A 12140-nucleotide genomic window follows, 5' to 3' on the forward strand; every position below is an offset into this window, starting at 1 on the left:
TCCTTCCAGATTATCAGGTTTTTTCAGATATTTTATTAATACTTCTTAATAAAACATCAGGTAATATCAGATATTTTCTGGTATCACAAAAAATCAATTTAGTATAAAAATGATTAATCCGGTTTTACTCAAGCAAAGTAATTTGCTAAAAATAATGGTTAATCAACTTTATTATGGCGATAATTTAGAAGTTTTAAGACGTTATATTAAAGATGAATCAGTTGATTTATGTTATATTGATCCCCCTTTTAATTCTAAACGCAATTATAATCAAATCTATAATAATATTGGTTCCGAGGATAAAGCTCAAGCACAGGCATTTATTGATACCTGGGAATGGGATGATCACGCTATTCATGGAATAGAGGAAATTATCACTAATTATCATGGTTTATTTACCCAGCAATGTATTGATTTAATTATAGGTTTAAGGAATGTTTTAGGAAAAGGAAGTTTACTTGCTTATTTAGTGAGTATGACTTTAAGGATAACAGAAATTCATCGAGTTTTAAAACCTACAGGTAGTTTTTATCTACATTGTGATCCCAATGCAAGTCATTATTTAAAATTAGTATTAGATGCTGTTTTTTGTGCAAAAGTGGGTAGTTTTAGAAATGAAATTGTTTGGATTTATTCTCGTATGGCTGCTAAAAATCAAAAGCAATTAAGTAAATGTCATGATATAATTTTTTGGTATTCTAAATCTGAAAAATGGGTTTTTAATGTAGATGAAATTAGACTACCTTATGCAGAAACAAGTAAAGCCCGTGCTGGGTATAAGAAAACTAATTTAGGTGGTGGTAAACCTAAAAGCGAAATTTGTGAGTTAAATGAAGGGGGAAAATTTCCTGAAGATTGGATTAATATTCCTTTTATTCGTGGTAAGGAATATTTAGGATATCCAACACAGAAACCAGAAGGATTATTAGAAAGAATAATTAAAGCAAGTTCTAACGAAAATGATATAGTATTAGATGCTTATTGTGGTTGTGGTACAACCGTTGCAGTTTCCCAAAAATTAGACCGAAAATGGATAGGAATTGATATTACTTATCAAAGTATTAGTTTAATCTTAAGAAGATTAGAAGATAGCTTTGGTAAAGGGGTTTTAGATACGATTAAACTGCATGGTATTCCTAAAGATATAGAAAGTGCAACAGCATTAGCAAATAAAGCAGACGATCGCACTCGAAAAGAATTTGAAAAATGGGCAATCCTAACTTATACTAATAATAGAGCAATAATTAACACAAAAAAAGGTTCTGATCAAGGTGTAGACGGAATTGCTTACTTTCAAGGTAATCAAAATGAACCTGAAAAGATAATTTTTCAAGTCAAATCAGGAAAAGTAAAACCAGGAGATATCCGAGATTTAATAGGAACAATGACACTAGAAAATGCTAGTATAGCCATATTTATAACTTTAGAAAATCCCACTAAAGATATGATAAAAACGGCAAAATCTGCTGGTTTTTATCAAAGTCAATACATGAGTCAAAGTTGTGATAAGATTCAAATTGTCACAGTCCAAGATATTATTGAAAATCAAAAAAGATTAAATATTCGTTTGAGTTTAGAAGTTGTTAAAAGTGCTGAAAAACAAAAAGAAGTGAAAGTTAATCAGATGGAGTTAGACTTAGATATTTGATAATCTCAACCACTATGGGGATTAAAAACCCGGTTTCTTTAAGAAACCGGGTTTTTAGGATGTGTGGGAGTTAGGAGTGCGATCGCTGCTATAATATAAACAGGTAACTTTAGGTTAGGAAAACATAATGAACTTAGTCACCTTAAATCAATCAGGATTTATTGAAATTCCCGAAATTATTAGACAACAATTAGGTTTAGATAACGACTCAAAACTATCTTTAGAAATTCAAGATGGAAAAATAATCTTAAACCCGATTAAAGAAGAAGCATTACTTTACTATGAAGGTCATGTATTAGTTTCTGATGCAGAACTATTAACCGATGCTAATACAGTAATTGAAGAACTTAGAAATGAAAGAAGAAATCAATTAATATCATAGAAAATATGGTGAATTTAGGGTTGACTGGTGGAGCAATTTATGATAATTTAATCGCTCATGCAGCCATGAAAAAGGAAATTGATAAAATATTAACCCTTAATCCTAAACATTTTATTCGTCTGGGCGATCGCATTGCTGAATTAGTAGAAGTTCCTTCATAGTGCGATCGCTTTTGCTATTTTGTGCTAACATTAAATTTAATGCAAATTTAGTGCAAAGTCCCCAACCATGATTAATCTAAATCGAGATATTCAATCCCTCTCAACCTTTAAACGGAATACAAATGAAATGATTACCCAGATGAAAGAAACAGGTAATCCTATCGTTTTAACTGTTAATGGGAAAGCCGAATTAGTAGTACAAGATGCTGGATCTTATCAAAAATTACTAGATTTTATAGAGAAATTAGAAACTATTATTGGGATTAAAAAAGGATTAGAAGATATAGCAACAGGTGACACACAACCCCTAAATCAATTCATCGAAGAAATGCAGCATAAACATGGAATTTCAAGTTAAATTAACCCAGAATGCTAAACTAGAAATAGAATCTACAATTACTTTTAATCCCCTTGATTTGGAATAAAGTTTTTAATGCGATCGCTTTTTAGGGTGTAAGGGAGTTAGGAGTGCGATCGCTAATATAACACCTTCAACAAAACTTAACTTATCACTCTACCCAATTCTCTAAACTTAAACCATCAACTCTCAATAAATCACTATCATTAGAAACCAGAATTAAACCTTTAACAATAGCAGTAGCAGCAATTAAAATATCTTCAGTTTGTATCGGTAATCCTCTTAACCTTAAATTAGCATGAATTTCGGCTGCTTTCTCTAAAATTGCTAAATCATCTAATAAAATAATTTGATAATCTTGGCAAAATTCATTAAATCTCTCTAGTTGTTTAGTTGCTTTTACTGCAAATAATCCTCTTTTAATTTCAAAATAAGTAATGCAACTGATACAGAGTAATTCTTTTTGAGATTCTAATTGTTTGAGCTTTTCCTTAACTTTAAGATTATTTTTCAGGGATAAGGAAACAATATTAGTATCTAATAAATAACTCATACTGATTTATTTTCGTTTAATTACTTCATCAAAAATAGCCATTTGTTCAGGTGTTAATTCATTCAAAGTTCCCGCCACTGCTTCTGTCACCATAATCAGACTACAATGTTTCTTTAATTCCTGATCTGACATCGTGTTAAATTTTTCAAAAGGTAAGTTTTCTTGAAAGAGTTTAAATAACTCTTCAATCATTTCTGACTGATTCAGTTCTTCTTTAAATAAAGGGCGTTCTTCCATTAAAATCGAAACAACTTGCTCAATTCTTTTCATCATGGACTCTTGTCTAATATCAGTTGATAACATATTGATTGCCTCCGTTCAAATACAATTATATAACCATTCTAATCTTAGCATATTACAGAAATCTTGCCCGATGATGTCCAAAGATATCCTTTTGTTGGCGTAAGGGGTTTAGGAGAATTTGGGATATAGGGTGTAAAGGAGTTAGGAGTGCGATCGCTGCTATAATATACACAGGTAACTTTAGGTTAGGAAAAAATTATGAACTTAGTCACCTTAAATCAATCAGGATTTATTGAAATTCCTGAAATTATTAGACAACAATTTAAAAATCAAGAAGCCCAACAAGTGTGGTCAGGAAAGTTACCCGCTTTCCAATGTTGACGTAACTTAACCTCTGCTCTAACTAAAAGATGTTGATAATTTTCACTATTAATAGGTTCAATTTCTTGAATTGTTCCCTGATGTTTATCAAGATGAATCTTTCCTAAATGTTCAGAGTCACTTCCAAAATTATAAGTAACACCTTGCTCATCTTCGTTGACTTTAATTAACATTACATAAAAAGCCATAAAACCTTCCTCTAAATAAAGTTTAAATTGATACTATACTCATCAAGGAGTCCATGTTCTCCCTGACTTAATAGTAATTTGACCTTGACTTGACAATTTAGTAATTTCCATTGAAATAATATTTACATACTTTTTCTTATCTTAAGTTTAACATAGAGACGCGCCGGGGCACGTCTCTACAATAATGTTTGATTTTGGTTTAATTTGTGAACCCATCTAAATTGAAAACTTCTTCGTCAGAATTACTCCCTAAATCCCGATTTTCCTGTTCAGATAAATTAGAATTTTCTTCGGGAGAAATCGCCTTTTCTTCCGTCAAATTAGCAGGGGTTTCTTGAAGCAATGAACTTCCATTTAAAGCTGTCCAAGTCGCTTCATTAACTCGGTTACTCGTTTCTAACCCTTGCGCGGTTTGGAATTCATGCAACGCTGAGAGGGTGCGAGAACCCAAAATCCCATCAATGGGGCCAGGATTATACCCTTTCGCCTCTAAACGTGCTTGTAGGACGCGGACATCGCTTCCCCGTGAACCTTTCGCTAAAATGCTATCCTGTTTAACGGGATTCGCAATTTGAGGATCGGCCGATAACGCCTGCCAAGTGTTGCGGTCTACAGCCCCCGTCACTTCTAATCCTTTAGCCTCCTGAAAAGCCCGAACCGAAGAGGTTGTCCGAGGGCCAAAAACACTGTCAATTTTCCCCGGACTAAAGCCATGCGCTTTTAAGCGTTGTTGTAACCCCGTTACTTGGGAGCCTTCGGTTCCCTGGGATAACACCCGTTCCCGTCGGCGAGACGGTTGAGGCTGAACTTGATAGAATGGCTCAGAAAAGAGTTCCCGTGTGGCATTTTCTGTGCCAGTAAAGCTGGAGGTTAACCCAGAATTGCTGCCTTCGGCCAATGATTCTGTTAGTCCTGAACCCGACGTCGCTAATGCTACGGGAGCAAAGACAGGAAGAACCAAAGAAAACAAGCCAGCAATAATAGCAGTTCTGATACCCATGACCTTTACCCTATTTTTGTAAAGTTTGACTGTATTCAATTTAAGTTTCTTGATTGAATCTTAGCATCAGGAGGCAGATAGAAAAAGAGGAAGCACCTGAGAGGGAGAGATAAAAAAGTAATTAACACCCCGAAACCCGAAACCCTAAAAAATTAACCCTCCTGATCATTCAAAAGGGTTAATTATGTAAAAACATTCAATCTCATCAAGATTAGACAGTTGCTAACTCAGGGCTAGGGCGTTTGCTATTACGAATTCCTTCAATTGCGGTCGCATAATCTGGCGCATTGAAGACCGCAGAACCTGCAACAATCGCGTTAGCACCCGCTTCTAACACTTGCCAAGTATTATCTCCTTTCAAACCGCCATCGACTTCAATCCAGGGATTTAAACCCCGTTCATCGCACATTTGGCGTAAGGAACGAATTTTGGGCAGAATTCCCGGAATAAACTTCTGACCGCCAAAACCGGGGTTAACACTCATGATTAACACCAAGTCACAAAGCTCTAACACATATTCAATTAATTCTAAGGGAGTAGAAGGATTCAAAACCACACCCGCTTGTTTACCCAACTCCCGAATTTGGCCAAGAGTTCGATGTAAGTGGGGAGAAGCGTTGTGTTCAGCATGAACTGAAATAATATCAGCACCAGCTTTGGCAAAACCCTCGACATATTTTTCCGGTTCCACAATCATTAAGTGGACATCCAGAGGTTTTTGCGTCACCGGACGAATGGCTTCCACAATTAATGGCCCAATCGTAATATTGGGAACGAAGCGACCATCCATTACATCAACATGAATCCAATCAGCACCCGCTTCATCCACGGCTCGAATTTCTTCACCCAGACGACTAAAATCGGCTGATAATATAGAAGGAGCAATAACAATCGGTTTTTGGGTTGTGGTCATTGGGGAATCTGTTCTCCTGCATCTCAAGTTGTAACCAGTGTATCAGAATCGGGGTGTCGGGTGTTGGGTATTGGGTTTCGGGTATTGAGTCTTTCGGAAATATTTTATTTTTTTCTGCTTACCTTCTTTATTTTTCACTATGAAAACGCATGACCTCTACGAGAATCCTGAACAAGAACGTTTACAGTTGTTTGTGTATTTAATTCCCATCTTGGGTTTTTTCCCCGCATTGTGGACATTATATCGACACGAAGGCACACGACAACAACAAGCAGTGAGTCGATTAGTAATTGTATTAGCGTTCAGTTGGTTAACAGGACTGCTATTGTTAGAAATTGGCTATCAAAGTGCGGAATCGTTCACCTTACTGATGTTATTAACCAGTAGTCTCTTGACAACCAGCTATTTTATTGTCAGTTTAGGGTTAATGATTCGAGTGTGGAAACGTCAACCGATTTGGCTGCCGGGACTCAGCCGAATTGCTGAACAAGGATTAGGCAAACATCTGCCATAATAAGTTGGTTCTAAAAGAATTCTTTCTTTTGGTGGAAGTCGGTTATTTCTAATTTAGATTATTTATTGAGTGTGTGAGGAAGTCCGTGTCAGTACCAAGATATCAGAGTCAAAAGCCATTGCCAAAACTGTCAAAACCTAGCCTGAGAAAATTAGCTCAATCTAGTCCGGGTCGATGGCTGGGATTAGGTTTGGGTCTCGCTGGAGTCGCCATGATTTCAGCCACCGCCGGAGCTTTATTAGCGGTGTCTCTATCCACAACCCCCCTATTACAGCAAAAGTTAACCCCAGAAGAAGCGGCGGTTTTTTCTAAAAGTCAAATGGCAACTACTAATATGAAGTTGCCAGAACTAACCCGTCCGGTGAATATTCTGGTGATGGGGGTGAAGGTTTTAACCTCAGATTTGGAAGATGAAACTCACCCGCAATTGGGATACCATGCGTTGGTCGATTCCTTTAAAGGGTTATCGGATACAATGCTATTAATTCGCTTTGATCCGGCTAACAACAAGTTAAAAGTTTTATCAATTCCTCGTGATACTCGCACCTATGTAGAAAATCGGGGAATGACTAAAATTAATGATGCTAACTATTATGGCGGCCCTGCCTTAAGTGCAAAAGCCACCAGTGAATTATTAGGAGGTGTGGGAATAGACCGTTATGTACGAGTCAATGTTCAAGGGGTAGAAAAATTAATTGATGCTATGGGAGGCGTTAGTATTTACGTTCCCAAGGATATGAAGTATCAAGATGATAGTCAGCATCTCTATATTAATTTAAAACAAGGGGAACAACACTTAACTGGAGCGCAAGCGTTACAATTTTTACGATTTCGTTATGATGCCCTAGGAGATATTGGACGGGTACAACGTCAACAAATGTTAATTCGAGCCTTTATGGAACAGGCGTTAGATGTGAGTACCATTTCTAAATTGCCTCAAGTTGTATCGATTATTCAATCTCATATTGATACGAATTTAAGCTTGGAAGAATTAGTCGCGTTAGTAAATTTTGCGGCGGGTATTCAGCGCGAAAATGTCGAAATGCTCATGGTTCCGGGCGAATTTAGTGACCCGAAAGAATATCGAGCCAGCTATTGGTTGCCGGATGCAACCCGCTTAGAAAATCTAGTTTCTCAACATTTTGATTTTGGTCAGGATGTTTGGAAATTTGATAATATTGACCCCAAAGATTTAAGAATTGCGCTTCAAGATAGTAATGATAATTCGGACGCAATTGATCGATTAGTCGGGAATTTGAATGATGGAGGATTCTGGAATGTAAAAATTTCTAAACCTTGGACAGAACCCTTGAAAGAAACTAAAATTGTGGCTCAGGATGGGGATATTAAAAGTGCAGAAGCATTACAAAGATCATTGGGTTTTGGTAAAGTTGTTGTGGAAAGTACGGGTTATTTAGAATCTGATATTACAATTCAAGTTGGGAAAGATTGGTTAGAAAAATACAATCAACCGACTCCTTCTAACGTCCCCGTTACTGAATCAACGCCTAATTCCAACAAACAATAAATTCCCCCAGTAGGGGCGGGTTTGATACAATCTATAGCAATCACTCCCATTTACCTAAACCTGCCCCTATCTCTATCTCTATCTCTATCTCTGACTCTGACACGATTATAATTTTTCCAAAATTGGGTAAGCCCTTGACAAACTTCTCGGCGAGAGAGATAATATTTATAGGGGGTCATTCGTCTATACTCTTGACTATTTAATCAATTCTACCCTCCAGTATCAATAAGTCTCTCTATAATGGGGCGAATAACAGAAGTAGGAAATAAAATTTGTAATTTCCGTTGACGTTCTTGTTCCGATTCTTCTGACCATTTCCATAAACTTTCATAAAAAAAGAAAGACACCCCTGCAAAGTTTCGCTGGCGGATTTCTGCGATTTGTTGTTCTATAATTTCTAGGGAAGTTGGACGATTTTTTAACCCGCTTAAAATTCCAATGGCTACAGGAATATGATCTTTAGCTAAAGTCACTTCCGAACGTTCTAACTCCGTGATAAATCGATTCAAATCAGGACGATAAATTTGTAAAACCAGTTCTTCTATCCATCCTTTTCGTTCCCAAGTAAACCAATCCTGTAAATAAGCAGGTAAGGAAAAATGTAAAGGATTTGGGGATAAAGAGACAATACAATTAGGGTTAATTGATTTAATCGTTTCAAAGGTTCTTTTCATCAATTGATTAATTTTATCCGCCCTCCATCGCACCCAATAAGTCTCATAGAAATCTGAAGAAGGAGATTGTCCGTTATGTTCCTGTTGATATAATTTTACGGTATAATCATCATAGCCAAATTCCGCAGGTAAGCCAAAATGATCATCAAATTGAATGCCATCAATATCATAATTTTTAACAATTTCGGCAATTAAATCTAAAATAAATTGTTGGACTTCAGGATGAAAAGGATTTAACCAAACCCGTTCTTCAACCCCTTCTTTTTTAATCAAGCTACCGTCTTGTTTCTGAGTTCTCCAATCAGGATGTTGTTGTGCTAATTTAGAATGAGCAGGTGCCATCAACCCAAATTCAAACCAAGGAATAACAGTGAAACCCTGTTGATGTCCTTGAGTCACAACTTCTTGCAAAACATCTCTGTTTTTTAATCCGGGGTTAGGATCAATAGAGACTCCAAAAACCTGTTGAGCAACAGAACTCGGATAGAGAGTATAACCTCCTTGCCAAATAGTCGGATACAGGGTATTAAAATTCAGAGATTTTAAACGTTTTAATCCAGAGGTTAACTGCTGGGAAGAATATAAAACATCGCTATCAATATTAGTCAACCAAACTCCACGAATTTCTGAGGAATTTGGTAAACTCTGACTCCACAATTGCTGAAAATTAATTAATAAAAAAATAGCAATGACTACACCACAGAAAGCAAAATTTTTAATCCGTTTCAGATTGATAAAAGATTGAATATAACCTTTTAATCTTTTAAAAAATAGGTAAAAATAGAAATTTTCACGACTCATTGAGTTTAGCTAAAAAATAAAGGATTTTATCTCAATGCTATTTTGGAGCAATTGGGTTAAGATTGTTAGACAGAATTTGGTCAAAAGTCAGAGGTTCTGGCAGTAAGCACAATAGAAACTTTAGCAAAAAAATTTACAAGCCGTTAAAGTTATGAGATATATAAGGATCAAGTTAATCTTAAACAACAACTGAGGTCAATTCTATGAACGAATTCCAAGCCCACCGTATTCGAGAAAATAATAGCACAAATATTGTATTTAACCTGTTTAACTCTAACCCTTCCTCTAATCACCAACCCGAAATTGCCATCACCTTCAACCCGGACAAAGACATCCTCTCTCCTATTCCCCAAGGTAGGGAGGGAGAAACGAATTCTACCAATACATCTCTATTGTCCACTCGACTAATTCCCAGACCTTTAGACGGGGTTGTTGAACCTCCTACCCCAGTTATTCCTCAACCTCAACCCCCTGTAACTCCCCCCATTCCCACCCTCCCCCCGTCTCCTTCGCCCACCCCAACAACTCCCACTCCCACAACTCCTACTCCCACCCCCACAACTCCAACGCCAACAACTCCAACTCCCACAACCCCAACTCCCACAACCCCAACTCCCACAACTCCAACTCCCACAACTCCAACTCCCACAACTCCGACAACTCCCACAACCCCGACAACTCCCACAACTCCCACACCTACCCCAGTAACAGCGTCCCTAGTTCAGGGAAGCGAGGGGAATGATATTCTATCAGGAACCGAGAGACAAGATTTAGTCGCAGGTTTAGGCGGGGATGACAGTATTTTAGGATTTCAAGGGGATGACTCCCTGAATGGAAATAGCGGGAATGACATTATTTATGGGGGTCAAAATAACGACACCCTGGTTGGGGAAGGCGGAAACGACTTTCTACAAGGGAATAAAGGCGATGATTTTATTAATGGTGGCGTGGATAACGATACCCTCTATGGTGGGGTTAATAATGACACTTTATTGGGTGAGGATGGTCGAGATCTGATTTTTGGTGATACCGGGGATGACAGTGTTGATGGCGGACTCCGCAGCGATACCCTATATGGCGGACAAGATAATGACACCCTATCGGGGGGAGAGGATGATGATTTTGGCTATGGGGGCCAAGGTCAAGATTCCGTTGAGGGGGGTCAGGGGAATGATTTTCTGCTAGGAGATCAGCAAAATGATATTGTCGCTGGTTCCAAAGGTAATGATAGCCTTTATGGAGGTCAAGGAGATGATACCCTAACAGGGGGAACAGAAAATGACTTCCTCAGTGGTGATAAAGAGAATGATATTCTGATTGGCGTTGACCCTAATTCTGTACCTGCTGGATTTGTTGAAATTGATACTTTGAGTGGAGGTATTGGCAATGATACCTTTGTTTTGGGGGATAGCACTCAAACCTATTATGTTAATGGCGCCGGAAGTGAAATTGGATTTGTTGATTATGCTTTGATTCTCAATTTTAATCCTAGCGAAGATGTGCTACTTTTAGGCCCTGGTAATTATTTAGCCGCCGGAGGGCCAGATGGTTTACCAGAAGGAACTGCGATCTATTTGTTAACTGGAGAACAAACCGAATTAATTGCAATTCTTGATGGGATTGTTGATTTTCAATTTGATACGAATATTGGTCTACCGGGTAGTCCGATTCAATTTGCTGGGGGGAGCACAGAAGGAACATAAAAAGATGAAATTCACGCCCGTTGCGATCGGATTAGGGAGTAATTTAGGAGACTCTAAAACGCTAGTTGAAACCGCATTAGATCTTCTGAATCATACTCCCTATATTCAAGTAAAAACCTGTTCCAGTTGGTATCAAACCGCCCCGATCGGCCCCCCGCAACCCGATTATATTAATGGTTGTGCTATTCTGGATGTTCAACTCAAACCGGATACTCTATTAGAGACCCTGTTAGCCGTTGAAACCCAATTAGGACGAGTTCGACGAGAACGTTGGGGGCCAAGAACCCTTGACCTAGATCTACTTTTGTTCGATGATTTAATCTGGGAAACATCAACCCTAGAAATTCCCCATCCTCGGATGAGAGAACGAGCATTTGTATTAGTTCCCCTAGCAGAAATTGCCCCGAATTGGGTTGATCCTGTCACCGGAAAAACCATCAATCAACTGTTGAAAACTATCGATTATTCAGGCATTCAAAAACTTTGATTTTTTATTAAATATTATGACAAAACCCGGGTCTGAACCGCCAATTATGTTACAAAATCGTCTGTTTTATCGAGGACGAAAATTCAATTTTGATGTCAATACTTTACGTCTTCCCAATGGAGTAGAAGGAGACTGGGAATGTATTCGTCATCCGGGTGGAGCCTTAGTTGTTCCCGTAACTTCAGAGGGAAAATTAGTCTTAGTTAAACAATATCGGTTTGCGGTGGAAGGACGTACCTTAGAATTTCCGGCTGGAACTGTTGAACCCCATGAAGATCCCGCCGAAACTATTAAGCGAGAAATCGAAGAAGAAACCGGATATCGTGCCCATCGGTGGCAAAAACTAGGGCAATTTATATTAGCACCAGGTTATTCCGATGAAATCATTTATGCGTTTTTAGCCCAAGATTTAGAGAAATTAGAAACACCCCCCGAACAGGATGATGATGAAGATATTGATACCATTTTAATGACTCCTCAAGAACTAGAACAAGCCATTTTAGACGGTGAACCAGTGGATGCTAAAACAATTTCTAGTTTTCTATTAGCTAAACCTCATTTGCAATTTTAAAACTTCTTTGTGTCTTTGTGTCTTTGTGGTTAAAT

Annotated in this window: 15 protein-coding genes; 9 read left to right on the forward strand and 6 right to left on the reverse strand. The window is 37.8% G+C overall.

The window, feature by feature from the left end; genetic code table 11:
* Positions 1 to 109: 109 nt before the first annotated feature.
* The 4 genes from PL8927_RS18195 to PL8927_RS18210 all read left to right on the forward strand — a co-directional run bounded on the left by PL8927_RS18195 (position 110) and on the right by PL8927_RS18210 (position 2549).
* Entirely contained in the window at positions 110 to 1648 is a 1539-nt protein-coding gene (locus PL8927_RS18195) for a DNA methyltransferase (RefSeq protein WP_231506055.1), read from the forward strand.
* A gap of 127 nt (positions 1649 to 1775) precedes the next feature.
* A complete protein-coding gene (locus PL8927_RS18200; protein ID WP_083624422.1) occupies positions 1776 to 2030 on the forward strand; it encodes an AbrB/MazE/SpoVT family DNA-binding domain-containing protein in 255 nt (84 codons plus the stop codon).
* 5 nt (positions 2031 to 2035) lie between these two features.
* Positions 2036 to 2191, forward strand: a complete 156-nt coding sequence (locus PL8927_RS18205) for a hypothetical protein (RefSeq protein ID WP_197047468.1) — start codon at positions 2036 to 2038, stop codon at positions 2189 to 2191.
* 67 nt (positions 2192 to 2258) lie between these two features.
* On the forward strand, positions 2259 to 2549 hold the full coding sequence (locus PL8927_RS18210; RefSeq protein ID WP_027250070.1) for a type II toxin-antitoxin system Phd/YefM family antitoxin: 291 nt from the start codon (positions 2259 to 2261) through the stop codon (positions 2547 to 2549).
* Between the two features lie 151 nt (positions 2550 to 2700).
* On the opposite strand, the gene PL8927_RS18215 is transcribed toward PL8927_RS18210, so the two are convergent.
* From PL8927_RS18215 to rpe, 5 genes are all read right to left on the reverse strand, one after another.
* Positions 2701 to 3102, reverse strand: coding sequence for a type II toxin-antitoxin system VapC family toxin (locus PL8927_RS18215; protein WP_083624424.1), 402 nt, complete (start codon positions 3100 to 3102; stop codon positions 2701 to 2703).
* 6 nt (positions 3103 to 3108) lie between these two features.
* The gene (locus tag PL8927_RS18220) at positions 3109 to 3405 is read right to left on the reverse strand and encodes a hypothetical protein (protein WP_083624426.1); all 297 of its coding nucleotides are present in this window, start codon (positions 3403 to 3405) and stop codon (positions 3109 to 3111) included.
* Positions 3406 to 3674: 269 nt separating this feature from the next.
* Entirely contained in the window at positions 3675 to 3914 is a 240-nt protein-coding gene (locus tag PL8927_RS18225; protein WP_026787697.1) for a hypothetical protein, read from the reverse strand.
* A 199-nt stretch (positions 3915 to 4113) separates the two neighbouring features.
* On the reverse strand, positions 4114 to 4914 hold the full coding sequence (locus PL8927_RS18230) for a peptidoglycan-binding domain-containing protein (RefSeq protein WP_083624428.1): 801 nt from the start codon (positions 4912 to 4914) through the stop codon (positions 4114 to 4116).
* A 211-nt stretch (positions 4915 to 5125) separates the two neighbouring features.
* Complete coding sequence (rpe, locus tag PL8927_RS18235) at positions 5126 to 5827, reverse strand: ribulose-phosphate 3-epimerase (protein WP_083624430.1); 702 nt, start codon at positions 5825 to 5827, stop codon at positions 5126 to 5128.
* A 139-nt stretch (positions 5828 to 5966) separates the two neighbouring features.
* Between rpe and PL8927_RS18240 the strand changes: the two genes are divergently transcribed.
* Together PL8927_RS18240 and PL8927_RS18245 are read left to right on the forward strand one after the other, a co-directional pair.
* Positions 5967 to 6341 carry a hypothetical protein gene (locus tag PL8927_RS18240; RefSeq protein WP_083624432.1) on the forward strand — a complete coding sequence of 125 codons (375 nt, stop codon included), beginning with the start codon at positions 5967 to 5969 and terminating at the stop codon, positions 6339 to 6341.
* Positions 6342 to 6459: 118 nt separating this feature from the next.
* A complete protein-coding gene (locus tag PL8927_RS18245) occupies positions 6460 to 7869 on the forward strand; it encodes an LCP family protein (protein ID WP_231506056.1) in 1410 nt (469 codons plus the stop codon).
* A 209-nt stretch (positions 7870 to 8078) separates the two neighbouring features.
* Here PL8927_RS18245 and PL8927_RS18250 read toward each other — a convergent pair whose 3' ends face one another.
* A complete protein-coding gene (locus PL8927_RS18250) occupies positions 8079 to 9344 on the reverse strand; it encodes a glycoside hydrolase family 10 protein (protein ID WP_083624435.1) in 1266 nt (421 codons plus the stop codon).
* Between the two features lie 203 nt (positions 9345 to 9547).
* Here PL8927_RS18250 and PL8927_RS18255 point away from each other — a divergent pair, with 203 nt between their 5' ends.
* From PL8927_RS18255 to PL8927_RS18265, 3 genes are read left to right on the forward strand one after another with little or no spacing between them, the layout of a single operon-like run.
* Complete coding sequence (locus PL8927_RS18255; protein WP_083624438.1) at positions 9548 to 11047, forward strand: calcium-binding protein; 1500 nt, start codon at positions 9548 to 9550, stop codon at positions 11045 to 11047.
* Between the two features lie 4 nt (positions 11048 to 11051).
* Positions 11052 to 11534 (forward strand): 2-amino-4-hydroxy-6-hydroxymethyldihydropteridine diphosphokinase, encoded by a 483-nt coding sequence (gene folK / locus PL8927_RS18260; protein ID WP_083624441.1) that lies wholly within the window; start codon positions 11052 to 11054, stop codon positions 11532 to 11534.
* A 16-nt stretch (positions 11535 to 11550) separates the two neighbouring features.
* Complete coding sequence (locus PL8927_RS18265) at positions 11551 to 12105, forward strand: NUDIX hydrolase (protein WP_083624444.1); 555 nt, start codon at positions 11551 to 11553, stop codon at positions 12103 to 12105.
* Positions 12106 to 12140: the final 35 nt, after the last annotated feature.

This window comes from Planktothrix serta PCC 8927, from assembly GCF_900010725.2.
Taxonomy (GTDB): domain Bacteria; phylum Cyanobacteriota; class Cyanobacteriia; order Cyanobacteriales; family Microcoleaceae; genus Planktothrix; species Planktothrix serta.

Coding starts and splice junctions, on each gene's coding strand:
- PL8927_RS18195 (WP_231506055.1), top strand. CDS start 110: ATGATTAATCCGGTTTTACTCAAGCAAAGTAATTTGCTAAAAATAATG.
- PL8927_RS18200 (WP_083624422.1), top strand. CDS start 1,776: ATGAACTTAGTCACCTTAAATCAATCAGGATTTATTGAAATTCCCGAA.
- PL8927_RS18205 (WP_197047468.1), top strand. CDS start 2,036: ATGGTGAATTTAGGGTTGACTGGTGGAGCAATTTATGATAATTTAATC.
- PL8927_RS18210 (WP_027250070.1), top strand. CDS start 2,259: ATGATTAATCTAAATCGAGATATTCAATCCCTCTCAACCTTTAAACGG.
- PL8927_RS18215 (WP_083624424.1), bottom strand. CDS start 3,102: ATGAGTTATTTATTAGATACTAATATTGTTTCCTTATCCCTGAAAAAT.
- PL8927_RS18220 (WP_083624426.1), bottom strand. CDS start 3,405: ATGTTATCAACTGATATTAGACAAGAGTCCATGATGAAAAGAATTGAG.
- PL8927_RS18225 (WP_026787697.1), bottom strand. CDS start 3,914: ATGGCTTTTTATGTAATGTTAATTAAAGTCAACGAAGATGAGCAAGGT.
- PL8927_RS18230 (WP_083624428.1), bottom strand. CDS start 4,914: ATGGGTATCAGAACTGCTATTATTGCTGGCTTGTTTTCTTTGGTTCTT.
- rpe (WP_083624430.1), bottom strand. CDS start 5,827: ATGACCACAACCCAAAAACCGATTGTTATTGCTCCTTCTATATTATCA.
- PL8927_RS18240 (WP_083624432.1), top strand. CDS start 5,967: ATGAAAACGCATGACCTCTACGAGAATCCTGAACAAGAACGTTTACAG.
- PL8927_RS18250 (WP_083624435.1), bottom strand. CDS start 9,344: ATGAGTCGTGAAAATTTCTATTTTTACCTATTTTTTAAAAGATTAAAA.
- PL8927_RS18255 (WP_083624438.1), top strand. CDS start 9,548: ATGAACGAATTCCAAGCCCACCGTATTCGAGAAAATAATAGCACAAAT.
- folK (WP_083624441.1), top strand. CDS start 11,052: ATGAAATTCACGCCCGTTGCGATCGGATTAGGGAGTAATTTAGGAGAC.
- PL8927_RS18265 (WP_083624444.1), top strand. CDS start 11,551: ATGACAAAACCCGGGTCTGAACCGCCAATTATGTTACAAAATCGTCTG.